Annotated in this window: 24 protein-coding genes and 3 riboswitches; of the genes, 22 read left to right on the top strand and 2 right to left on the bottom strand. The window is 41.4% G+C overall.

Translation table 11 applies throughout. The features are described 5' to 3' along the window. Nucleotides 1-58 precede the first annotated feature (58 nt). Entirely contained in the window at nucleotides 59-1,063 is a 1,005-nt protein-coding gene (locus DFO73_RS01775) for a LysM peptidoglycan-binding domain-containing protein (protein WP_181395882.1), read from the top strand. 34 nt (nucleotides 1,064-1,097) lie between these two features. On the opposite strand, the gene DFO73_RS01770 is transcribed toward DFO73_RS01775, so the two are convergent. Together DFO73_RS01770 and DFO73_RS01765 are read right to left on the bottom strand one after the other, a co-directional pair. Beyond that, nucleotides 1,098-1,316, bottom strand: a complete 219-nt coding sequence (locus DFO73_RS01770; RefSeq protein WP_110063070.1) for a hypothetical protein — start codon at nucleotides 1,314-1,316, stop codon at nucleotides 1,098-1,100. 342 nt (nucleotides 1,317-1,658) lie between these two features. Next, the gene (locus tag DFO73_RS01765; protein WP_110063069.1) at nucleotides 1,659-2,216 is read right to left on the bottom strand and encodes a CBO0543 family protein; all 558 of its coding nucleotides are present in this window, start codon (nucleotides 2,214-2,216) and stop codon (nucleotides 1,659-1,661) included. Nucleotides 2,217-2,463: 247 nt separating this feature from the next. Here DFO73_RS01765 and DFO73_RS01760 point away from each other — a divergent pair, with 247 nt between their 5' ends. From DFO73_RS01760 to DFO73_RS01660, 21 genes are all read left to right on the top strand, one after another. Beyond that, nucleotides 2,464-2,889, top strand: a complete 426-nt coding sequence (locus DFO73_RS01760; protein ID WP_110063068.1) for a VOC family protein — start codon at nucleotides 2,464-2,466, stop codon at nucleotides 2,887-2,889. A gap of 652 nt (nucleotides 2,890-3,541) precedes the next feature. Next, nucleotides 3,542-4,126 carry a DUF6944 family repetitive protein gene (locus DFO73_RS01755; RefSeq protein WP_110063067.1) on the top strand — a complete coding sequence of 195 codons (585 nt, stop codon included), beginning with the start codon at nucleotides 3,542-3,544 and terminating at the stop codon, nucleotides 4,124-4,126. A gap of 81 nt (nucleotides 4,127-4,207) precedes the next feature. Then, nucleotides 4,208-4,792: a DUF6944 family repetitive protein gene (locus DFO73_RS01750; RefSeq protein WP_110063066.1), complete on the top strand. Its 585-nt coding sequence runs from the start codon at nucleotides 4,208-4,210 to the stop codon at nucleotides 4,790-4,792. 163 nt (nucleotides 4,793-4,955) lie between these two features. Beyond that, nucleotides 4,956-5,057, top strand: a riboswitch (TPP riboswitch). Nucleotides 5,058-5,150: 93 nt separating this feature from the next. Then, nucleotides 5,151-6,425, top strand: coding sequence for an acetylornithine deacetylase (locus DFO73_RS01745; protein ID WP_110063065.1), 1,275 nt, complete (start codon nucleotides 5,151-5,153; stop codon nucleotides 6,423-6,425). 38 nt (nucleotides 6,426-6,463) lie between these two features. Continuing rightward, the gene (gene tenA / locus DFO73_RS01740) at nucleotides 6,464-7,138 is read left to right on the top strand and encodes a thiaminase II (protein WP_110063064.1); all 675 of its coding nucleotides are present in this window, start codon (nucleotides 6,464-6,466) and stop codon (nucleotides 7,136-7,138) included. Next, entirely contained in the window at nucleotides 7,131-7,904 is a 774-nt protein-coding gene (locus DFO73_RS01735; RefSeq protein ID WP_110063063.1) for an ABC transporter ATP-binding protein, read from the top strand. The genes tenA and DFO73_RS01735 overlap by 8 nt, the downstream gene beginning before the upstream one ends. After that, nucleotides 7,901-8,653, top strand: coding sequence for an ABC transporter permease (locus tag DFO73_RS01730; protein WP_110063062.1), 753 nt, complete (start codon nucleotides 7,901-7,903; stop codon nucleotides 8,651-8,653). Before DFO73_RS01735 ends, DFO73_RS01730 begins: the two co-directional genes overlap by 4 nt. Further along, nucleotides 8,650-9,681 carry an ABC transporter substrate-binding protein gene (locus DFO73_RS01725; RefSeq protein ID WP_110063061.1) on the top strand — a complete coding sequence of 344 codons (1,032 nt, stop codon included), beginning with the start codon at nucleotides 8,650-8,652 and terminating at the stop codon, nucleotides 9,679-9,681. Before DFO73_RS01730 ends, DFO73_RS01725 begins: the two co-directional genes overlap by 4 nt. Before the next feature lie 160 nt (nucleotides 9,682-9,841). After that, a riboswitch (cobalamin riboswitch) is annotated at nucleotides 9,842-10,029 on the top strand. A 430-nt stretch (nucleotides 10,030-10,459) separates the two neighbouring features. Then, a riboswitch (cobalamin riboswitch) is annotated at nucleotides 10,460-10,646 on the top strand. A gap of 142 nt (nucleotides 10,647-10,788) precedes the next feature. Beyond that, nucleotides 10,789-11,169, top strand: coding sequence for a (2Fe-2S) ferredoxin domain-containing protein (locus DFO73_RS01720; protein ID WP_110063060.1), 381 nt, complete (start codon nucleotides 10,789-10,791; stop codon nucleotides 11,167-11,169). 3 nt (nucleotides 11,170-11,172) lie between these two features. Beyond that, the gene (locus tag DFO73_RS01715; protein ID WP_110063059.1) at nucleotides 11,173-11,886 is read left to right on the top strand and encodes a High-affinity nickel-transporter; all 714 of its coding nucleotides are present in this window, start codon (nucleotides 11,173-11,175) and stop codon (nucleotides 11,884-11,886) included. Next, nucleotides 11,883-13,511: a precorrin-3B C(17)-methyltransferase gene (cobJ, locus tag DFO73_RS01710; RefSeq protein WP_110063058.1), complete on the top strand. Its 1,629-nt coding sequence runs from the start codon at nucleotides 11,883-11,885 to the stop codon at nucleotides 13,509-13,511. Before DFO73_RS01715 ends, cobJ begins: the two co-directional genes overlap by 4 nt. Nucleotides 13,512-13,530: 19 nt before the next feature. Then, nucleotides 13,531-14,451: a sirohydrochlorin chelatase gene (locus tag DFO73_RS01705; RefSeq protein WP_110063057.1), complete on the top strand. Its 921-nt coding sequence runs from the start codon at nucleotides 13,531-13,533 to the stop codon at nucleotides 14,449-14,451. After that, nucleotides 14,448-15,242 carry a precorrin-6A reductase gene (gene cobK / locus DFO73_RS01700; protein WP_110063056.1) on the top strand — a complete coding sequence of 265 codons (795 nt, stop codon included), beginning with the start codon at nucleotides 14,448-14,450 and terminating at the stop codon, nucleotides 15,240-15,242. The genes DFO73_RS01705 and cobK overlap by 4 nt, the downstream gene beginning before the upstream one ends. A 341-nt stretch (nucleotides 15,243-15,583) precedes the next feature. Continuing rightward, nucleotides 15,584-16,231 (top strand): precorrin-8X methylmutase, encoded by a 648-nt coding sequence (locus DFO73_RS01695; protein WP_110063055.1) that lies wholly within the window; start codon nucleotides 15,584-15,586, stop codon nucleotides 16,229-16,231. Between the two features lie 3 nt (nucleotides 16,232-16,234). Then, complete coding sequence (locus DFO73_RS01690) at nucleotides 16,235-17,356, top strand: cobalt-precorrin-5B (C(1))-methyltransferase (protein WP_110063054.1); 1,122 nt, start codon at nucleotides 16,235-16,237, stop codon at nucleotides 17,354-17,356. Beyond that, nucleotides 17,322-18,533: a precorrin-6y C5,15-methyltransferase (decarboxylating) subunit CbiE gene (cbiE, locus tag DFO73_RS01685; protein ID WP_110063053.1), complete on the top strand. Its 1,212-nt coding sequence runs from the start codon at nucleotides 17,322-17,324 to the stop codon at nucleotides 18,531-18,533. Before DFO73_RS01690 ends, cbiE begins: the two co-directional genes overlap by 35 nt. After that, on the top strand, nucleotides 18,530-19,231 hold the full coding sequence (cobI, locus tag DFO73_RS01680) for a precorrin-2 C(20)-methyltransferase (protein WP_110063052.1): 702 nt from the start codon (nucleotides 18,530-18,532) through the stop codon (nucleotides 19,229-19,231). The genes cbiE and cobI overlap by 4 nt, the downstream gene beginning before the upstream one ends. Further along, nucleotides 19,231-20,004, top strand: coding sequence for a precorrin-4 C(11)-methyltransferase (gene cobM / locus DFO73_RS01675; RefSeq protein ID WP_110063051.1), 774 nt, complete (start codon nucleotides 19,231-19,233; stop codon nucleotides 20,002-20,004). Before cobI ends, cobM begins: the two co-directional genes overlap by 1 nt. Beyond that, complete coding sequence (locus tag DFO73_RS01670) at nucleotides 20,001-21,128, top strand: cobalt-precorrin 5A hydrolase (protein ID WP_110063050.1); 1,128 nt, start codon at nucleotides 20,001-20,003, stop codon at nucleotides 21,126-21,128. Before cobM ends, DFO73_RS01670 begins: the two co-directional genes overlap by 4 nt. Nucleotides 21,129-21,155: 27 nt before the next feature. Next, nucleotides 21,156-22,529 carry a cobyrinate a,c-diamide synthase gene (locus DFO73_RS01665; protein ID WP_375137299.1) on the top strand — a complete coding sequence of 458 codons (1,374 nt, stop codon included), beginning with the start codon at nucleotides 21,156-21,158 and terminating at the stop codon, nucleotides 22,527-22,529. Then, nucleotides 22,522-24,039 (top strand): cobyric acid synthase, encoded by a 1,518-nt coding sequence (locus DFO73_RS01660; protein ID WP_110063048.1) that lies wholly within the window; start codon nucleotides 22,522-22,524, stop codon nucleotides 24,037-24,039. Before DFO73_RS01665 ends, DFO73_RS01660 begins: the two co-directional genes overlap by 8 nt. Nucleotides 24,040-24,059 lie beyond the last annotated feature (20 nt).

The following is a 24,059-nucleotide window of genomic DNA, read 5'->3' as shown; positions in this document are numbered from 1 at the left end:
TTGGAATAGAAAGAAAATGGTGACTAAACTGTATGATGCCAATGAAAGGATTTGAAACATGAAAAGATTCCTGATTCTTTTATTTATTTTGACGTTATTATTTCAAATGAATTTGCCGCCTGTTCATGCACAAAATAATCCCCGGAATTTATATGAAGTGAAATCAGGGGATTATTTATGGAAAATTGCCAATACCTATGGAACAACGGCAAATGATCTTAAATTAATAAACGGGCTGCAATCTGATCTACTCTTAGTTGGCCAGAAATTAAGGGTTCCGATCATGTATCAAGTTGTTCCTGGAGATACGCTTTGGAAGCTTGCCGAATCATTTAGTTCTACGATCCAGTTAATCAAATCAGCGAATAAGCTTACTTCGAATCATTTGTATGTCGGGCAAAAATTAAAGATTCCACCTAAAAAGCTTGCCATGCAAGGGAAATATGTGCTTATGACCAGAGAGGAATTCAAAGACTGGATTTTTAACCAAAAATTCACGAGGAAAGTGGCTAAAATACAGCAGCACCATACGTATCAGCCATCATATCAGCAATTTAATGGTTCCAATCATTTCGTTTTGATGAAGGGAATGGAAGAATATCATGTTGAAGGCATGGGCTGGAGTATGATCAGCCAGCAGCTAACCACATTCCCGGATGGAAAAGTGGCAGTGGGCAGGCCTTTTAACATAGCTCCAGAAGGATCTTTTGGTTTGCAAAATAAGGAGGCTATGCATGCCATTGAAGCGGATGCGTTAGCCATTGAAAATCTCGGCAACTTTGATGATAACCATATGACTGCGGAACAAAGAGAAACCATTTTAACTGTCACAGCCTTGCTTATGCTGAAATATGGATTAACACCTTCCATTGACAGTATCACATACCATCATTGGTGGGATATTAATTCTGGTGAAAGAGTATTGGATAAAAGTCACGGACATGCAGTTAAAACCTGTCCAGGCACTGCATTTTTCGGTGGAAACTCTACCGCGAGTGCTAAAAATAATTTTTATCCCTTAGTTAAACAAAAAATGCAAGAAATCAGAGCGGCATTGCGTTAATGGAAAAACCCGCAGCCGAGTGCGGGTTTTTTCGTTACCTCTTTTTCTTTTTCGAGTTGTCCAGCACAACTTTATTTTTATCAACCCTTTCCAAGGTTACTTGCACATGGACTTTATTTTCATCGATCTGTTGAACGCTTAACACTTTTCCTTTGCGGCCTTTAATTTTTATTTCTTCACCATCTTTTGGAACATTTTTACACAGTTGATTTAATAAGATATTTCTGCCTTCAATATAATAAACGATAAACATGCTGGTCTCACCTATTTCATATGGAATGTGATACAGGTAAATGTATCCTTCCTATAAAATATATTCTGGAGGCTGAAATTAGACCTAATTAATTTTTTATACAGATAGTTAGAGACGCCCTTTCTTAAAAAAATGGCATAGTTTAACTATCTGAACATTCTGAAAGAATACAGGTGCAAAACATAATGAGCAGAACAAATTATGATCAAACGGATGTTTGAAACATGAAGCTATTGTAAAACAGATGGTTTAATAATAAAGCTAGCTTAAAGATATGGATTACTCAACAAATGGGTTTCTATCGTCAGGACATGTTTTAACTAATGGGTACTCTTTAAAGGATCATTTTAATGATTCGAAACTATTTAGATTGCTGACCATATATGCTACATAGTAAAGGGTTAAAAAGATGAAGAAGTCATAAAATGTTGACCACCCTTTCGGATTATAAAAATCGATCAAATCAAAAATATTCATTCCCACAAAAGCTGCAATTGCAGAAAATACAATTCCTTTGATTAATGGATTTGTTCCTGGCTTTATTTGGAGAGTGAACATAATGGCAACAGGAGCCAAAGAGAAGTGGTAAGGCAGAAATAACAATGGTGATATTGTTGTTATGACCATCGGGTAAGACCACAAACCAAGGGACAATGCAACCAAATCGATCGTAATTGATAATATTATGGTTATAAACCCACCTAACAGCAGGCGTCCTGTGCTTTCCTTTTTCCTTAAAGTAAACCATAAAACCCAAGGAATAATAAATAGTGTTACCCCAAGCCACCATTGCCAGGTAAATATAAATGCATGATTAACTGTATCAGAGAACATAGAACTCACTTCAACAAATTTTTGATAAGCTTTTTCCGATTGCTGTATTCCTTCTTCAAACGACATTCTTCTAATCAACTCCTAGAGCAGCATTCCTTTAGATAATGGTATCTTATACAATCCATTTCTATTTTATGTAACCACAATGCTCCGTTTGGATTGAGAATGTAGTTTTTTATGTTTAAAACCTTAAAGTAAATCTAAAAATCTTGCGAACAAATGTTCTTTTATATTATAATGTAAAAGTGGGTAATATTAGGGAGTCTGATAATTAATGGTAACTCAAAAAATAAAACCTTAGGAGCTGAAAATAATGACTGTACGGTTAATTCCATACTTAGTGATGGATGGAAATGCAAGTGAAGCCATTCAATTTTACAGAGAAGCATTAGATGCGGAAGTTCTATATTCACAAACATTTGGTGAAGGACCAGAAGACCCTCAATATCCCGTGCCGGAAGAGGCTAAGAATCGGATCATGCACGCGACTGTAAAAGTTGGCGAAACTGAACTAATGTTTAGTGATACCTTTCCAGGCCAGCCGCATCAAAAAGGTAATCAAGTTACAATTTGTATTTCCACAAAGGATCCAGAAAAATCTCAGAAATTTTTTAACTCGTTACAGCAAGACGGTCAAGTGACCATGCCTCTCCAAGAAACCTTCTTCAGCCCTGCATATGGCAGTATAATTGATAAGTTTGGTGTGAATTTTCAAATTTATACTGAAGGCGAGCATTAAAACAGTCATCTTTTATTATTAATATAATTTCTAAGTTGAATGGGTCTGATAGATCCTTATAAAGTTTAGAATGATAAATCCTTTTTATTACCCACTTTTACATAAGCGAACCAAGTTCATAAAAAAGATTAGGTTTAAAAAGCATGAGATGTGAAAACAAAACTATAGAAAGAGTGAAAAAATGTCTAACACTTCAAGAGTTTCTTATTAAATTAAAGGGCGATTTAATTTAATAAGTATTTTTTTTATAAGGCTTTATATACAAGATTTTATGCATAACTTGTATATTAAAGCCTTGATTTCTATTCAAATAAATACTGCCGTAAACAACATTTTTTAATTGCCAAATACACTCTGGCGCTCCTTATCGATGGATATACCATTAACTCATTTCTTTCGGTTGACTTCTGCTCCTCCATGGAATAAAAATTCATTTTAATATTAAGTCCTTAACGTTTTCGAGATTCATTTTATTATTAAATATTTAATTAATAAAGATTATTGGTCCCAGGCTATTATCTTATTGTTTTTTATGTTGGGTATGATAACGAATTAAATTAATGTGTTGATTTGCCACTTATAGTTTTCTCCTTTCGTACCGAGCTTAAAGGTCTTGAATATAATTTAACATACAACAACTAAGGAGTATGTTATGGACAATCAGGTACAAGAGATAGTTGGAGCAGTTATAGCAGCATTAGGGACCATACTTTCAGCTGTTTCAAGCATTCCATCTCAATCGGCAAGAATCGTGGACCTATTTAAGGGTCTGGATATTGTCGGGAATACTCTGCAGGCTGCAGGAAACGCACTTGAGGCAGATGGACAAAGGGGGCCCTCTCTTGAAAAACTTGGTAATGAAATACAGGCTATAGGAAACAGTACAGTTATTGCTGGATTAGTTTTAGATCTAGAAGAAGAGAATGAAGAGATGTTAGTCATTACTGGTAATTGGCTGCAAGCCTTGGGTGGAGCTGCCGCCTTGGGGGATGAATTTGAAGATCCGACTGCCGCTGGGCAGCTCTATAATATTTATGGTAATTTACTTCAATCCATCGGAAATTCACTTCAAGCAATTGGAGGCACAATTAACCTTAAGGAAAAGGGGGCCGATTCAGGTAATAGCGGTGATAAAGTTATCTTCATTGGGAGCTGGATTCAGGCTGTAGGGTCCGTTTTATCAGTCATTGGCCAACTTCAGGAAGAAAATCAAGAAGCTTCTGATAAAAAAAGATAAAGAGTAAATCTATTTACTGTAGACATGATATAAATTTGCTATCAGAGCCGTAATGAATGAATGGTTAGAAAGGAGAGTTAAATGTATTTAAGGGGAGAAGAGTACCTTTCGATTGGCTCTTATTTTTTGGTTTTAGGTACACTCATTTCAGCAATAGGAGAAACGATGCAAGGATCAGACATAGAAAATACCAATAAAAAATTAATCCGTAATGGGAATGCAGTCCAAGCTCTCGGGAATACCCTTCAAGGTTTTGGAAGAATCAGATTAACTGAGAATATAGAAGAGGGTTCACATCTTTATGGTATCATTGGCTCTTTTATGCAAGCAGGCGGGAATACGATTAACAGTACTGCATCAAATATAGAGATCGAAAATCCTTCTCCTTCGATAGCAAGATTTAATTCTGTGGGGAGTTCTGTACAATCAATGGGAGCAGCATTGGAGGCAGCAGGAATAGCAAACAGGGAAGGCGATCATTTAAATAATCTTGAGGTGGTTGGTAGCAGTCTTATTTCGGTTGCAGCCATGCTTGACTCGGCGGGAATTCTTATAAAAGATGAAATGAGCATCCAAAAAAGACTGCTCCTTGCGACGGGAGGCTGGTTAGAATTTATTGGGGCATCAATTGGGGCTTATGCTATAATCAAGAGAGATGCTGCTTAATAAAATAGATTCCTGTTGACCCTAATTGCACCTCTTGAATTCATAAATTCCGCAGAATCGTTGAAAAAAATAATTATCGTTAAATAACAAACTGTCGTTTTTTAGAAATAATATATTGATTTAAATCGGAAATTATGTGACTATGTAAATAGAAAATTTCATAAACGAACACTAGGGGTGCTTTATAAGCTGAGAGAGACAGTTTGTCTTAACCCTTGAACCTGCACTAGGTAATGCTAGCGAAGGAAAGTGGTACATAAGTAATGGGATGCCTTTATCTGGTTTTGCCAAAATATGTAATTAAATGAAAAGCCACTTCTTTTGCAGAGAAGGGGCTTTTTTTGTGGGGTGAATTTTAATGGAAGAAAAATTGGATCAATTGATAGGTGAAGTTGATAAGCGGCAGGATGAGCTAATCCAGCTCCTGAACAAACTGATTGGCTACAAAACACCTGCACCGCCTGCCAGAAATACGGAAGAAGCCCAGCAGTTTATCGCATCATTCCTAAAGGAAAAAGGTTTTGTTATTGATAAATGGGATGTCTATCCTGGAGACCCCAATGTAGTAGGGGTGCTGAACGGGACTTATTCCAGCCAGTTTAAAAGCCTTATTATCAATGGGCATGTAGATGTTGCAGAAGTCAATGAGGATGAGGATTGGCTTTCAGATCCATTTGTACCAACTGTTCAGGATGGTTCTGTAATTGGCAGGGGAGCAGCAGATATGAAAGGAGGGTTGGCAGGAGCATTATTTGCCATTCAGCTTCTCCACGAACACGGAATCAGGCTTCCGGGAGATTTAACTTTTCAGTCTGTCATTGGCGAAGAAGTAGGGGAAGCGGGAACATTGGAGTGCTGCAAAAGGGGCTATAAAGCCGATTTTGCTCTGGTGGCTGATACAAGTGACCTGCATATTCAAGGCCAAGGCGGTGTGATTACAGGCTGGATCACTGTAAAAAGCAAAAATACCTTTCACGATGCTACACGCAAGGATATGATCCATGCCGGAGGAAAACTGTTTGGGGCAAGTGCCATTGAAAAAATGATGAAAATTATACAGGCGCTTCAAGAGCTTGAACGGAATTGGGCAGTCATGAAAAGCTATCCGGGATACCCACCTGGAACAAATACGATTAACCCTGCTGTGATTGAAGGGGGGCGGCATGCTGCATTTATTGCGGATGAATGCAGGCTTTGGATTACTGTTCATTTTTACCCAAATGAAACCCATGAACAAGTGGCAAAAGAGATAGAGGAGCACATTCATTTGGCTGCACAGGGAGATATTTGGCTGAGGGAAAACCCGCCTATCTTTAAGTGGGGCGGTTCATCGATGATAGAGGATCGCGGTGAGATTTTTCCTTCATTGGAAGTGGATGATGGCCATCCTGCAGTACATGCATTAATGAACGTTCACGAAAAGATCATTAAAGAAAAGGCTGTAGTCGATGTATCGCCGACTGTCACTGATGGAGGCTGGTTTGGGGATGCAGGCATTCCCGCTGCTATTTATGGACCGGGAAGTCTGCTCCATGCCCATGCAGTAAATGAACAGGTTTCAATTGAACAATTGATTCAGTATACAAAGGTGATTTTGTCCTTTATTTATAAATGGTGCCATACAAGAAAATAAGGGTTTTATAGCTTGATAGAAAAGGAGTGTAAATCAGAATGAAGTTTTCAGAGCATTTATACCATAAACTCCAGCCAATCTGGCGGAAAAATCATTCCCATCCCTTTGTTAAGGAAATGGGGGATGGAACATTGGATCCGGATAAATTCAGATTCTATATGGTTCAGGATTATTTATATTTAATTGATTATTCAAAGCTATTTGCTTTAGGAGCTGTTAAAGCAACCAATTTAGAGGATATGGGGACTTTTTCTTCCTTATTGGATTCTACTATCAATGAAGAAATGTCCTTGCACCGCCAGTATGCATCCCGTTTTGGAATATCAGCCGAGGAGCTGGAAGCAGCAGAACCATCCCCTATTACATTAGCTTATACACACTATATGCTTTATTCCGCACAAAATGGGACACTGGCTGAACTTGTAGCTGCGCTCCTTCCTTGCATGTGGAGTTATTGGGAAATAGGCAAGGAGCTGAATGAAATCCCAGGGGCTTCCGAACATGAGCTATATGGCGATTGGATCAAAATGTACAGCTCTGAAGAATTTGGCGAGCTGGCCACATGGTGCATCAGATTAATGGATAAAGCGGCGAACGGTAAATCCGAAGAAGAGCTCCTCAAGCTTGAGAATATCTTTTTAAATACCACCAGATTTGAATATATGTTTTGGGATGCGGCCTATAACAAGGAAATGTGGCCAACTGATGAATAATCCGGCACTGGAGTTCAGATCAGTTTCTTTTCAATACTTATCTGAAAAAAAGAAAGTCAATGCCCCCATCTTAACCGACGTTCATTTCACTGTAAATAATGGTGAATTTATATCTATTATCGGTCCAAGCGGCGCCGGCAAAAGTACGATATTCCGGCTGGTGACCGGACTCGAGCAGCCTTCAGCAGGACTAATACTCCTAAATGGCAAACAGGTTAAAAATAGATTGGGACTTGTTGGCTACATGCCTCAGCAGGATTTGCTGATGCCCTGGAGAACGATATTGGAAAATGCAATGCTGCCTTTAGAGGTAAAAGGTGTAAAACGGGATCAGGCAGAGGAAGAGGTTCTAACCTTATTAAAAGATTTTGGCCTAGAAGGTACGGAAAATTCACATCCCGGTGATTTATCAGGCGGCATGAGACAGCGGGTATCCTTTTTACGAACAATCCTGAGCGGATCCAATGTTTTATTGCTCGACGAACCATTTAGCGCTCTTGATGCCATTACACGGTTAACCATGCAGGAATGGCTGCTTCATCAATGGAAAAACTTGAAAAAAACGATCCTTTTCATAACCCATGATGTAGATGAAGCTTTATTTTTATCCGACCGAATCTTTATCATGTCAGAGAATTCGAAATCCATCCATAAAGTAAAAGTGCCTCTGGGACGCCCCCGATCTATACGGGATTTAAGCCATCCGGATGTTGTTAGACTAAAGGAAGATCTAATTGATCAGCTGCGGCCGAGGGTGGAATTATGAAAAAGTTCAACTCCTACTTATCTTCAAGTTTAATGGTGATAGTGCTGCTAATGGTATGGGAGTTTGGTGCGAGGGCTTATAATAAAAGCTTTATTTTGCCGTCTCCCGCAGAAATTGCCTTTACTTTATGGGAGCTAAGGTCTGTTCTATTTTTAAAGCATCTCCCTCCAACATTTTTGGTAATAGCTATTGGACTTGCTATCTCAGTGATAATCGGGGCTGGATTGGCTATTTGGATGAGCGCAAGCAAGACAGCTGAAAAAACATTTTATCCTATCATTATAGCTTCTCAGACTATCCCGATTATTGCACTGGCTCCAATCTTTGTCCTTTGGTTCGGCTATACAATCTGGAGTAAAGTGGCAGTGACGGTCTTAATCACTTTTTTCCCTATCACTGTCAGTGCTTTTGATGGGCTGCGATCGTCAAATAAGGATTTAAAGGAATTGATGCTAACAATGGGAGCCTCAAAAAAAGACATTTTTTTCAAGCTGGATATTCCCTCATCATTGCCATCCTTTTTCTCAGGATTAAAAGTAGCCGTAACATTAAGTGTAATCGGGGCCGCTATAGGCGAATGGCTGGGTGCCCAGGCAGGCCTGGGATATTTCAGCCGCCGGATGATGACCCAGTTTGATGGAGCAGGTGTTTTCGCACCTATTGTATTGCTGTCAGCAGTGGGAATTTCATTATTTTTATTTATAACATTAATTGAAAAAGCACTTTTGAAATGGAGGAAAACATCATGAAAAAGTTTCTGGGAATTTTATCAAGTATATATTTAGTGCTAGTTCTAGCCGCCTGTGGAGGCAATACTTCTAAGGAAAACGACTCAAAAACATCCGCGGGAGGGGAAGGCAAAGAATTGCAAGAGGTTAGTATTATGCTGGATTGGTACCCTAATGCAGTACATAGCTATTTATATGTTGCGCAGGAAAAAGGCTTTTTTGAAGAAGAAGGTGTTAAGGTTGATATTCAGTTCCCTGCAAACCCAACAGACCCATTGAATCTAACGGCTGCAGGGAAGGTTACCTTGGGATTATATTATCAGCCGGATGTCATCATGGCGCGTGCAAACGAGAATATTCCGATAAAATCAGTAGCATCAATTGTTCGCTCTCCTTTAAACCATACCGTTTTTTTGGAAGATAGCCCAATCCAAACTCCGAAGGATCTGGAAGGAAAAAAGGTTGGCTACCCTGGTATTCCGCTGAATGAAGCATTGCTGAAAACAATGATTGAACATGATGGCGGCGACTTCAGCAAGGTTGAGATGATAGATGTCGGATTTGAATTAGGCACGTCCGTTGTTTCGGAAAAAACAGATGCTGTCATAGGTGCCTATATTAACCATGAAGTCCCTGTTTTAAAGCATAAAGGGTATGAAACACGCTATTTTAATCCGGTTGATCATGGTGTCCCGGCATATAATGAAATAGTCCTTATAACGAGTGATGAAACATGGGAAAGGGATAGGGAAACCATTCAGGCGTTTTGGCAGGGTGCTAAAAAGGGCTATGAATATATGAAAGAAAACCCGGAAGATGCCTTGGCTATTTTAATAAGCAACCAAGATGAAGCCAATTTCCCATTGGTAGAGGAAGTTGAAAAGCAAAGCTTGGAAATCTTACTGCCTAAAATGGAAGAGGAGGGTGCGGTATTTGGCTCTCAGGATAAAGAATCCTGGAAGGAAGTCAGAGACTGGATGCATGATGCGGGTTTAATAGAATCATCCCCTGAAGTAGATGATATGATTGTCGAAATGGATAATGAATAGCGTGTTCTAAAAGATAGGTACATGTACCTTAAATAGTTGAATATTATTTGAAAGTTGATTGTTTTACTGTTAAATGTTACTAAATATCACATAAATTTTTTAAAATCAATACTTGTTTGGCATAAAAATATTCTGTTAAATATAGTGTGAAGTAAGAAAACTGAATAGATCATTTAAAAGTGCCTAGGGAACCATCCTGGGATAATAGGGAAATCGGTGAAATTCCGATGCAGCCCCCGCTACTGTAAGTGCTGATGAAATTGTCAAATACCACTGGGATAACCGGGAAGGTGACAAGAGTAAGTTTGAGGCACAAGCCAGAAAACCTGCTTTTAAATGCGTTTTATTTGTTCTTCGGAGGGAGGAATGAGTATAGCCAATGAATGATGGTAAAGCTATAAACCATCATACCTTTTATCTAATTGGACTAGCTCAAGCCTTAATTTGGACAACAAATTAAGGCTTTTTTATTTTAGGTTGTGTTAAAACGCATTGTTGATTTTAGTACCCTGTTGATTGGAGCGGAAGGCCCGAGATCCTCGAAAATGCATTCGCATTTCCTTCGTGCGGTGTTTATTCTAGGATGTTTATTCAACGTCCTGCGGGAGGAGCGTGTCAAAGGGAGACCCCACAGGCGCGAATGCGCCGAGGAGGCTCCCGGACCGCCCGCGGTTCGCTGAGCGCCTGGAGCGGAAATCAACAGGCAAATTTAACAGGGTCTTACTTTAAAAAAAATGATAAACCCATGTGAGCATTAATTTCAGTATTGATCTATGAAAATTGAATACATAACAAAGGTGTATGGCTGCTCAGCCAATACTTAAAAGGGAAGCCGGTGCAAGTCCGGCACGGTCCCGCCACTGTAAGGGGTAGTTTCTTTATAAAATGTCACTGATGCAAATCGGGAAGACGTAAAGAAACGATGAACCCAAGTCAGGAGACCTGCCTTTTGTTATCTTCTGCAAATACCTACGGGTAATAGGTGAGAGAAGTGTTAAACATTTATTATTCTGCATATTAGACTATGGAGATAAGCTGGCACCTCTACACTTTTAAGGGGTGCCTTTTTCTTTTGTTATGCAAATATGATTAGGAGAGAAAAAATTTATGACTACTTGGAATTTAAATGGAACGAAAAGGCATGTGCTCATTTGTAATGGTTCAAGCTGTATGAGAAAAGGCGGAGAGGAGGTTACACAGGCAATTCGGGATGAAATTAACCGATTGAACATTGACGCTGATATCCATACAACAAGGACAAGATGTAATGGGCGATGCAAGGATGCTTGCGTTGTTATTGTGTATCCGGAAGGAAACTGGTTTAAAGAGATAACACCGCAGCTTGGCCGTAAATTGGTACAAAATCACATGCAGAAGAATAATGGTTTAAAAGATTCGGTTCTATATGAGTATGATGCGGAAGGCTTTGTAAAGATTAGTGATTCTTCAATTCAAGGAATAGAGAAGCCTGTTAAAATCGGAGGTTAAGAAATGGAACTTGTGACATTTGCATTATTATCAGTACTTATTGGAATTCGCCATGGTTTAGATAGTGATCACGTAGCTGCAATAGCTGACATGATAGGAAGTGAAGGACAGCGCAATAAGCAGCTTTCATTAGGGGTGATGTATGCAATCGGACACGGGGCAATTGTGCTGGTAATTGGTCTTATCACTTTATTTATTGGTACCCGGCTTCCTGAAGAGGCTCAATTATCACTTGAAGTGTTAGTTAGTATTACTTTGCTTATTTTGGGCGGAGTCATTTTATATAGCATCTTTAAAAATAAACATGAGTACGAATTCAAAAGCCGAATAACGATTGTATTTGAGTTTTTATCCAGGATAAATGAAAAACTTGGCTTCAGTGAAGTCAAAGCATCACCAATAAGTTTAGGGCTGATTGGGGCGTTCTTGATCGGGATTATTCATGGGATAGGAGTAGAGAGTCCTACTCAAGTCGCAGCAATTACAAGTGCTGTTGGTTTTAATAATCTTTCCGCTGCAACTGCACAGCTCGTTTTATTCGTAACAGGTCTATTATTATCCACCATTTGTATTACATTGGTTATTTCGTGGGGCTTTTTAAAATCAAAGCTGCGCCGAAAGCTATTTCTGATTCTCGGTTCTGTAACAGGAATTTACAGTATTGGATTGGGCGTTTCCATGTTATATGAGCTAGTAAAAGGGGGCGGTTTAGGATGAGAGGGAAACTGCTAGTTGTAGGCTTTGGACCAGGCAGCTTTGAACATATTACCAAAAGAGCTCAGGAAGCCATTCAGGAAAGTGATTACGTGATTGGCTATAAAACATATGTCGAGCTTATTAAAGATTTATTAACAGACCAGGAGATTATTAGTACAGGTATGTCAGAAGAAGTTAGCCGTGCACAAGCAGCAGTTAAATATGCCGAAAAAGGGAAAAAAGTAGCCGTCATATCCAGTGGGGACGCCGGAGTTTATGGAATGGCCGGGCTTGTGTATGAAGTGCTTGTTGAAAAGGGCTGGAAGGAAGCAACAGGAGTTGAGGTAGAAATCATTCCCGGTATTTCTGCCATTAATTCATGCTCTTCCTTACTCGGCGCTCCTGTCATGCATGACGCGTGTACGATTAGCTTGAGTGATCATTTAACACCTTGGGAGATCATTAAAAAGAGAATTGAAGCTGCCGGATTTGGTGATTTTGTCATTGCGCTCTATAACCCGAAGAGCGGCAAAAGAACCAGGCAAATTGTGGAAGCTCAACAGATTCTATTAAAATATCGTTCTCCTGATACTCCTGTCGGTCTTGTGAAAAGTGCATACAGGGATAGTCAGCATGTCGTCATGACGACTTTGCAGCATATGCTTGATTTTGATATCGGAATGCTGACTACGGTTGTGATCGGAAACAGTTCCACCTTCTTTTATGACAATAAAATGATTACGCCAAGAGGCTATCAGCGAAAGTACACCCTTAACACGGAGGAACAGCGCTTACGTCCGCACGAACGCTTGCGGCCTGAGAATGAACCGTGGGCTCTCCATGAAGGGAAAAAGGAAAACCAGAATCCGTCAGACTCAGCTGCTGCAGACAGCACACCCTTAGCTTTGGCAATGGAAGCTCTTCAAAAACTGGATGGGGAAGAAAATAAGGACAACCTTTCCATCGATTATCCATCTATAGAACAGCAGGCAGTTGAGTCCATTTTTGAGCTGGCTGTTAGCCCAGGAGTTGCCAATAAAAAATTTACTCCAAAGCAGCTTCTTGTTTTAGCAGAAGCAGCAGGTGAAAACGGAACAATGGAATACACACCGCATCATCAGATTTTATTAAAAATTCCAACATCCGACCCGGATATGATTACGAACAAGCTGGCTGATGCAGGATTTTTATTATCTCCTATTGGTGATGTGTTTCAAATTAAGGCATGCGATTTTTGCGATGGGGAAAAAAAGGACTCCATCCCGCATGCAGAGGAAATTCAAAGAAGGCTTGGCGGTATAGGTCTGCCGAAAGAAATGAAGCTTGGGTTCAATGGCTGTGGGATGGCATGCTATGGAGCAGTGAACGAGGATATCGGAATTGTATTCCGTAAAGGAAAATTTGATTTGTTTTTAGGAGGGAAGACAGTCGGCCGGACTGCACATCCCGGGCAGCCTGTTGCTGAGGGAATTCACCCGGATAGGCTAGTCGATATGATTGAGAGCATCGTAAAAGAATATGAAGAAAAAGGCCATCCGAACGAGCGGTTTTATAAATATTTCAAGCGTGTTCAACAGGTCCAGGGCTTTAAGCATAAAGACATCACCCCGGTCATTGAGCTGGAGCCAGCACCATGCGGAGAATAAGAATTAGGAGGACGAATAAATGAAAGCTATTTTACTAGTTGGACATGGAAGCCGAGATCCGGAAGGAAATGAACAGGTTAGACAGTTTATTGATCAGTTAAAGCCCCGCCTCGATCAATCTTTGTTAATTGAGACATGTTTTTTGGAGTTTGAAATGCCGACGATCAGCCAGGGAATTGAAACATGTGTAATAAAGGGAGCCAGCCATGTTATGGTCATTCCCATCATGCTCTTGCCTGCTGGTCATTCTAAGATACATATTCCTGCCTCCATTGATGAGGCAAAAGAGAAGTACCCCGCTGTTCAATTTACCTATGGCAGGCCAATCGGGGTTCATGAAGAGGCATTGGAGATTTGCAAGTCACGTTTGGAAGAGCTTGGAGAAGATGTTCATGGAGAAAATAGAGATACAGCTGTCCTATTTTTAGGGCGAGGGGGAAGTGACCCGGATGCCAATAGTGAGCTTTATAAAATTGCACGGCTATTCTATGAAAAAGTCAATTATCCATTGGTAGAGCCAGCCTTTATGGGAGTCACGGATCCTCTCATTAAGCAAGGAGCAGAGCGATGCATAAAGCTTGGGGCCAAAAAAATGATTATTCTTCCCTACTTCCTGTTTACGGGAATCTTGATCAAGCGATTGGAAGTGTTGATCGAGGAATTCCGGATTCTCTATCCCGAACATGAATTTAAACTTGCCGGTTATTTCGGTTTTCATGATCGATTAAAAACAATCATTGAAGACCGCATCAATGAGGCGCTGGAAGGCGAAGTGAAAATGAATTGTGATACATGCCAATATCGATTAGCTGCCATGGAGCATATTGATCATCACCACCATCATGATCATGAACATGGCCATCATCATGATCACCATCATTCGCATGATCATCATGGTCATCACGTCAAGTCCGAAAAAGAAGGGGTAATAAAAGCATGATTCTATGTTTGGCCGGCACCAGCGATGCGAGGGAATTAGCAATTGAAATGATGAAGGATGGATATGACGTCCTTACCACAGTCGTAACCGATAATGCTGCAGCTGAATTAAAACGGCAGGGGCTGCAAGTCCGTACAGGCCGTCTAACGAGCAAAGAATTCGCTGAGCTAATCATCCTGCATCATGTACAAGCTGTTGTGGATGCGAGTCACCCGTTTGCAGAGGAAGCAAGCAAAAATGCAATCGAAGCCGCCAGGCAAGCTGGGGTTCCTTATGTTCGCTATGAGCGGGAATCCCAAACTTTTGAGAGCTCAGGGCTGACAATGGTTGACAGTTATGAAGCAGCTGCAGACTTGGCTGCAGAACATAAGGGTGTAATCATGCTAACGACAGGCAGCAAAACACTGCAAATCTTTTCAAAAAAATTGCTGCATTTACCGGATATACGTGTTCTTGCCAGAATGCTGCCCCGAAAGGATAACATGGAAAAATGTGAGGAGCTGGGGTTCCCACAGAAGAATATTATTGCTATTCAGGGCCCTTTCTCAAAGGAATTTGATGAAGCGCTTTACAAACAATACGGTGTCACTCTAATGATAACAAAAGAAAGCGGGAAAGCCGGGTCCGTAGAAGAAAAAATAGAAGCTGCAAAAAAGCTTGGTATCGATACGATTATCATAAAACGGCCATCGATTGAATATGGAACAAAGTTCTCCAGCTTTCAAGAAGTAATAAATGCTTTGAGGGTGAACAATGCCGGGAAAAGAAGCGAGCGGGTTGATTTTCCGTAAATAAACAGCTGCAGATGGCCATCTAAAGTTAAAAATGAACATACTATCTTTTGGCAACCGGGATTTGACCGATTTTCCTTGCTTGATCGCCCTTTATATTTTGTCTGATTTAGATATATCGGTTAATTTGCTCACTTTATCGGTCAGAATTTAATTTTATCGGCCATATTTCTAATATATCGGTCAAATTCAATTTTTATCGGTCACTTTTCCGATATATCGGTCACTTCGCGTCATTTCAACATTCTAACATTTACAAAATGCTAATAGGATACGAGCATGTGAGTTTATCAATTAAATATTTAAAGAAATGAAGATAAGAACCCTGAGGAGGTACAATAATGGATTTTAAAACAGCATTCAAACCCATAACCGTTCAGCCCCAAATGATTGAAGTAAAAAGCTTTGAAATGATCGATGAGGAGATTGGGGAGCATTCATTCACTGAGGATCAATATCCGGTTGTCCGCCGTGTGATCCATGCTTCAGCTGATTTCGAACTGGGAAAAAGCATGATTTTTCACCGTGATGCGATCCGTTCAGGCATAGAGGCCGTTCGCAGCGGAAAGCCGGTAGTGGCAGATGTGCAAATGATTCAATCGGGGGTAAGCAAACAGCGGATTGAGAAGTATGGCGGAGATGTAAGAGTGTATATTTCTGACCCTGATGTAATGGAGGAAGCAAAGCGTTTAAATACAACAAGAGCCATTATTTCCATGAGAAAAGCCATTAAAGAAGCAGACGGCGGCATTTTCGCAATTGGAAATGCTCCAACAGCTTTGTTAGAACTCATTCGACTAATTAAAGAAGGCGAAGCAAGACCAGGCCTTGTCATCGGCCTTCCTGTCGGGTTCGTCTCAGCGCCTGAATCAAAAGAAGAACTGGCCAAACTGGATATTCCTTTTATTACAAATATCGGCAGAAAAGGCGGAAGCACGGTGACTGTTGCCGCTTTAAATGCGATTACCCTCTTAGCTGAACAGGAGTAAGAAATGGAAGCAAAACCAGAAAAGCCATTACGGCAAGGCTACACAACAGGCGCTTGCGCAACAGCTGCAACAAAGGCTGCTTTAACTGCCTTAATTACACAGGAAGAGCAGCTTGAAGCGACCATCCATCTGCCGATTGGGAAATATGTTACTTTTCAAATGGAAGAATGTCTAATTAAAAGTGATTCAGTCATAACCGGGACAATTAAAGATGCTGGAGATGATCCGGATGCAACCCATAAGGCATTCATACAGTCGAAGGTGTCCTGGTCTGATACTCCCGGGATTACGCTGGATGGCGGGATTGGCGTAGGCCGTGTGACAAAAGAGGGTCTCCCTGTGCCTGTTGGGGAAGCGGCTATCAATCCTGTCCCGCGAAAAATGATTTTGGAATCCGCACAAGAGGTGCTTGATGAATTTCAGGTTTCAAGAGGAATCAGCATTATTATTTCTGTTCCAGAAGGAGAGGAAATAGCCAAAAAAACGCTGAATGGCAGGCTTGGGATAATAGGAGGCATCTCCATTCTGGGGACTAGGGGAACGGTTATTCCGTTTTCCACCTCTGCTTATAAGGCAAGCATCGTCTCAGCCATTAACGTGGCCAAGGTAAATGGCTGTCATCATGTAGTGATTACAACCGGCGGCAGAAGTGAAAAATTTGCCATGAAACAATATCCATCCCTCCCGGAAGATGCATTCATTGAAATGGGAGACTTTGTTGGCTTTACATTGAAGCAATGTAAGCGGGCAGGTATTAAACGGGTATCTATGGTGGGGATGATGGGGAAGTTTTCCAAAATAGCTCAAGGTGTGATGATGGTGCATTCCAAGAGCGCACCCGTGGACTTTGGGTTTTTAGCTGATCTGGCTGAGAGTGCCGGGGCCAACCTTGAAATAATCGAACAGGTTCGCGGGTCAAACACAGCGTCACAAGCAGGAGAGCTTATGCATGCGTACGGCTTTGAAGAATTTTTTAATAGCCTTTGTGATTCATGCTGCATAGAAGGATTAAAGGAAGTTAAAGGCGGCATTTCAATGGAGACAAGCATATACACCATGAAAGGAATGCTGCTGGGAAAGGCGGTAAGAGATGGCGAAGAATATAAAGATCATTGGAATTGGTGACGAGGGGCAAGCAAGTCTTCTTCCTTTATATAAAAAATGGATAGATGAAAGTGAAGTATTAATAGGAGGGGAACGCCAGCTGAGCTTCTTTCCGGATTATATTGGCGAGAAAATCGCTATTAAGGGCAGTCTAAGCTCCCTGGCAGAAAGGCTTCAAAACGAAATTAGGCGTGTGGTTGTATTAGCTTCGGGAGATCCGCTTTTTTACGGGATCGGGAGCTACTTATCCAAAAAAATGCAGGTTGAAATCTATCCTTATTTAAGCTCCATCCAGCTTGCCTTTGCAAGAATGAAGGAAAGCTGGCAAAATGCATATTTTACAAGTGTCCATGGCAGGAGCATGACAGGGCTTGCACAGCGGATTGATGGCAGGGCTTTAATAGCGATATTAACAGATGAAAAAAATAGCCCTCCGCGTATTGCTCAATATTTGCGCTCGTTTCAAATGAACGAGTATAAAGCGTTCGTTGCAGAAAATTTAGGCGGAATAAACGAACGCAGCGGCTGGTACGAGCTTCAGGAAATGGAGGAAATCGACTTTTCGCCGCTTAATGTTGTCATTTTAAAGAGGGTAAAGCCTTCACCAGAATGGGCAATGGGTATAGCGGATGATCAATTTTCACAGCGAAAGCCAGATAAGGGACTCATTACTAAAAAAGAGGTTCGTGTGCTGAGTTTATGTGAAATGAACTTAAAAAAAGACAGCATCGTTTGGGATATTGGGACCTGTACGGGTTCCATGGCCATTGAAGCAGCAAGAATTGCCCGTGAGGGGGCTGTCTATGCCATTGAAAAAAATGAACATGATTTAGCAAACTGCTATGAAAATATGAAAAAATTCAGAACGGATTTTGTTGTCCGGCATGGCCTTGCTCCAGATGGGCTGGAGGACTTTTCAGATCCAGATTCGGTATTTATTGGCGGCACAGCAGGCGGTATGGATGAAATTCTCGATGTTTGCTGCAGCCGGCTGAAGCCAGAAGGAAGAATTGTTTTAAATGCAGTTACCATTGAATCTCTATCCAAGGGGGCTGAGGCTTTTAAAGCCAGAGGCTTTGATGTATCTATTACACTGGCGCAAATATCAAGAAGTAAGCCAATCTTGAAGTTAACAAGATTTGATGCATTAAATCCTATTTACATCATTACGGCAAAAAGAAAGGAAGAAAACGAATGACTGGTACTTTATATGGGCTAGGTGTAGGGCCCGGTGATCCCGAGCTCATCACTGTTAAAGCCTTCCGCACACTAAAGGAATCTCCTGTTATTGCCTACCCGAAAAAGCGTAAAGGAAGCAAAAGCTATGCCCATCAAATTATCGATGTATATGTAAACCCAGGTGAAAAAGAAATGCTTGGATTGGTATTCCCAATGACAAAAGATCCCGCAATTTTAGAAAGAGAATGGACCAATACGGTAGAAGCAGTGTGGGAGAAACTTCGGGAAGGAAAGAATGTCGCTTTTGTTACAGAAGGGGACCCTCTTTTATACAGTACATTTATCCATATGATGAAGCTGATGAAGGAGCGGCATCCTGAGGTGGAGATTCAGACAGTGCCAGGCATTTCTTCTATAAATGGGGCAGCTTCCAGACTTGGCCTGCCTCTTGCGGAAGGCGACGACCATGTGGCAATTGTTCCTGCACGGGAAGACTATGACGCAATGAAAAAAGTATTAGTGGAAAATGATTGTGTGATTTTTATTAAAGTAGCTAAAGTAATTGATTTGATGCTAGAGGTTCTTCGTGATCTTGATTTATTACATAAGGCTTCTGTCGTGACGAAGGTTACATCAAAGGAAGAAATCATTTGGGATGTCCGTGAGCTGGACCGGGCGGAATTAGAATATTTAACACTAATGGTGGTGAGAAAATAATGAAGGTTAAAATCATCGGAGCGGGACCAGGTGCCCCTGATTTAATTACAGTAAGAGGACTAAATACGTTAAAGGAAGCCGATGTCGTTCTTTATGCAGACTCCCTCGTCAGTGAGGAACTCATCCAGCAGGCAAGAGGGGATGCCGAAGTATTAAAAACGGCCGGGATGCATCTGGAAGAAATGGTTGAAGTAATGGCTGACCGAGTCAAACTGGGGAAAAAAGTTGTTCGTGTTCATACAGGCGACCCAGCTGTTTATGGTGCTATTTTGGAGCAAATGGTGCTTTTAAAAGAAAAAGGGATCGAGGCAGAAATCATTCCTGGCGTCAGCTCGGTCTTTGCATCGGCAGCTGTACTTGGGGCGGAATTAACGATTCCGGATCTTACTCAAACTGTCATCCTTACCCGCGCAGAAGGAAGAACCCCTGTCCCTGAAGCAGAAAAGCTTAAGGACTTAGCAAAGCACCATTGTACGATCGCTCTTTTCTTAAGTGCCACTCTAACAAAAAAAGTGGTGAAGGAATTTCTGGATGCAGGGTGGAGTCCTGAAACCCCGGTGGCCGTCGTATATAAAGCGACGTGGCCAGACCAAAAAATCGTGCGTTCAACCCTTGAGCATCTTGACGAGGATATGAAGATGAACGGTGTACGCAAGCAGGCAATGATTTTAGCCGGATGGGCACTTGATGAAAGAATTCACGAAAAAAATTATCGCTCTAAACTTTACGATAAAGAATTTACACATGGGTTTAGAAAAGGGGTAACGTCATGACACTTCTTTTAGAAGAGGGAAAGAACGCTGAAATTAATGCAGCCAGCCCCTATGCAATCGTGGCGATTACCAAGCATGGTGTGGAACTTGCCCGAAAGCTTCACTCCGCATTGCAAACAGGTGATGTATATTATATGTCCAAGTTTGAAAAAGGGGATGAGGAGAATGCCGGAATTAACATGTTCGATGGCAGTGTTCGTCTACTATTGCCTTCCCTTTTTCAGAATTATAAAGGAATCATTTTAATCATTTCCCTCGGTGCTGTTGTCAGAATGATTGCGCCGCTTCTTAAGGATAAAAAAACCGACCCTGGTGTTGTTGTGATTGATGATAAGGGAGAGCATGCCATTAGTGTGCTTTCCGGACATTTGGGCGGGGCGAATGAGCTTACTAGAGAAATTGCCGCGCTCATTGGGGCCAAACCCGTTATTACGACTGCTTCAGACGTTCAAAAGACCATTCCAGTCGACCTGTTTGGAAAACGGTTTGGCTGGGTGTGGGAATCAGCAGACAAACTGACCCCGGTCAGTGCATCTGTTGTAAATGAAGAACATGTAGCTGTCGTTCAGGAATCCGGTGAAAAGGGGTGGTGGACTTATGACAGGCCATTGCCGGACAATATAAAAACCTATCCCAGCATCAAACATGCGCTGGAAGCAAAGCCCAGCGCGGCATTGATCGTGACTCACCGGAACTTGCAGCCGTATGAGGAAATGATTCTTGAAAATGGTGTTCTGTATCGTCCGAAGGTGATTGTGTTAGGTATTGGATGCAATCGGGGTACAGAGAGCTCAGAAATTGAATCGGTTATTGAAAACACCCTGACTGAATTGAATTTCTCAATAAAAAGCGTAAAAGCGATCTGTACGATTGATTTAAAAAAGGATGAAGACGGCCTTTTGGAGGCTGTTAAAAAATTTGGCTGGGACTTTCATTGCTTTACACCTGAGGAATTGAACACCATTCCCATACAGCAGCCTTCTGATACCGTTTTTAAGTTTACCGGATCATATGGTGTCAGCGAACCTGCTGCTCTATTATACAGCGGAGCAAAAGAATTAGAGCTTGTAAAAAAGAAATCAGGGAATGTGACGATCTCTGTTGCAGTCATTCCTTTTGTGTAACAGCATTTTGATGAAACCGGGGTGGACATAATGGACAGAAGATTGGTAATTGCCGGGACCGGCAGCGGGGTTGGGAAAACGACCTTAACCATTGGCCTGATGAGCGCGCTGAAATCTCGCGGGTTAGAAGTTCAAGGCTTTAAATGCGGACCTGATTATATTGATCCAAGTTATCATACAGCGGTAACAGGAAGGCCTGCACGCAATCTGGATAGCTGGATGCTGCGTGAGGAAACAGTGAGGGATATTTATGTTCGCGGCAGCAAGGGAGCTGATATCTCCATTATAGAAGGAGTGATGGGTTTTTTTGATGGAAAGAACCCCCGTACAAATGCAGGCAGTACCGCTGAGATCAGCATGATAACAGAAAGTCCGGTTATTTTAGTTGTGAATTGTGCAAGCATGGCAAGAAGTGCAGCAGCGATCGTGAAGGGCTTTCAAATGCTTGCCGAGGGTCCAAATATTGTGGGGGTTATCGCGAACAAAGTGGGAAGCGAGGGACATTACAGGATTGTCAAAACGGCAATTGAACAGGAATGCAGCATCCCGGTTATTGGGTATTTACAGCGGGAGCTTGATATTGAAATTCCTGAAAGACATCTGGGCTTAATTCCGTCCATAGAACGGGGCGAGCTTCAGCCATTCTTTCAGCAGCTTGGCGAACTGGCAGAAAAAACAATAGACATTGACGAGATTATCAAGCTTTCAAAAGCTAACGTTTTACAAGGAGATTCTGCTTCCCTATTTGAGAAGGAAAATAGCGAAAAATCAGTTCGAATTGCTGTAGCCAAAGATGCAGCCTTTAATTTTTATTATCCTGAAAATCTTGAAATGTTACAAGCTGCCGGAGCGGAACTTGTTTATTTTTCACCCTTAGCAGGAGAGGACCTGCCGCCTAATGTGGATGGGCTTTATATCGGCGGAGGCTTCCCTGAAGAATATGCTCATCGGCTAAGTGTAAACATGGAAGTCAAAATCTCTATCAAGGAAGCTGTTGAAAGCGGTTTGCCAACTCTTGCAGAATGCGGCGGATATATGTACTTAACAGAAGCAATCACAACAACTGAACAGCACGAGTACAGCATGGTCGGGATCATACCAGGAAAAGTCAAGATGCAGCCCAAACTGGCAGCTCTTGGTTATCGAGAAGTAACCGGTGAGCCCGGTAACTTCTTATTGGCTGAGAATATACAGGCTAGAGGACATGAGTTCCATTATTCCACTTTCGAAACGAACGAGACGGAGAACCATGCATACTCCAGCAAAGGTATGCGCGGTCAGAAAAAAGAGGGATTTATGAAATACAATCTGGTTGCGGGTTATACACATATTCATTTTGCTTCTTGTCCAGAGCTTGTTCAAAATTGGATCGCAAAATGTAAGGAGAATGTTTATGTATAAGGCGCTTCCCCTTATGATACAAGGCACAAATTCCGATGTAGGAAAAAGTGTTCTTGTGACTGCTTTTTGCAGGATCTTTAAGCAGGATGGGCACTCTACAGCCCCTTTTAAGTCCCAAAATATGGCTCTGAATTCCTATATTACAATTGATGGGAAGGAAATTGGGAGGGCCCAGGGTGTACAGGCAGAGGCAGCGGGTGTGCTAGCAACAACCGATATGAATCCCATCTTGATTAAACCTACAAGGGAAAATGAATCACAAATTGTTGTCCATGGGAAGCCCTATAAAAACATGAAGGCGGGCGAATATCGGCGGGATTTTTTTGAAAAAGGATTGGGCTTAATACAAGACGCGCTATCTTCACTTTCTAATTCATTTGAAAGAATTGTGATTGAAGGTGCGGGCAGTCCTGCTGAAGTGAACTTAAATGACCGTGAGCTCGTAAACATGCGTGTGGCCAATATAGCCAATGCGCCTGTTATTTTAGTTGGCGACATCGAAAAGGGAGGCGTGTTCGCAAGTCTTGTCGGTACTTTACAGCTTTTGACCGAGGAGGAAAAGAAACGAATCATTGGAGTGATCATAAACAAGTTTCATGGAGATATTTCACTGTTAACACCAGGGTTAACGTGGTTTGAAGAATATACAGGTATCCCTGTATTAGGAGTTATTCCTCACCTTTCTAATTTAAATATAGATGCTGAGGACTCTGTCATTTTAGATCAGTATACCCATAAACAGGATGAAACAAAGGAGGTGGATATAGCTGTTATTCGCTATCCTAAAATCTCTAACTTTACAGATATTGACCCTTTTCTGGTCGAACCTGATTGCCATATTCGCTTTGTTTCGAATGCGGATCAGCTGAAAGAGCCTGACGTTGTTATATTGCCAGGGAGTAAAAATACAATTGATGATCTTCAGTTTTTAAAAAAGACCGGTTTAATGGATAGAATCATTTCTTTACACGACCGGGGTCATACACGTGTATTTGGCATCTGCGGAGGACTTCAAATGCTGGGCCATTCAGTCAATGATCCGTTCCATATAGAGTCCTCCACTTCAACTCAAGCCGGATTCCAGCTGCTGCCTATCCATACGACTATTACAGAAGATAAAAAGACCACCCTTTCTGAAGGGCTCCTATGCTCGCCTGATAGTCCTGTGATGGTTACAGGATATGAAATTCATATGGGCCGATCCAAATATGAAGGGACCTATACACCTTTCATCAGAACGAAAGACAGCTTTGATGGCTGTGTAAGTGAGGATGGGAGAGTAATAGGAACGTATTTTCATGGAATTTTCCATAATGATTTATTCCGTGAGCACTTCATTAATACTGTGCGCCGGCATAAAGGACTGAAGGACATTACAGGAAGAATATCGTTTAACGAGGTTCGAGAGAAAGCCTTTGATCAGGTGGCAGATCACGTTAGACAGCATGTTAACCTGGAATATATTAATGAAAAGATGAAAGAGTTCCAAAAGAGTGAGATTACTAAATGACCTCTTTATCAAACGAAAAA

The sequence above is a fragment of the Cytobacillus oceanisediminis genome, assembly GCF_003182355.1.
Lineage (GTDB): Bacteria > Bacillota > Bacilli > Bacillales > Cytobacillaceae > Cytobacillus > Cytobacillus oceanisediminis_A.
Note: the sequence above shows the minus strand (reverse complement) of the source record. Positions and strands in the feature narration are given on the sequence as shown.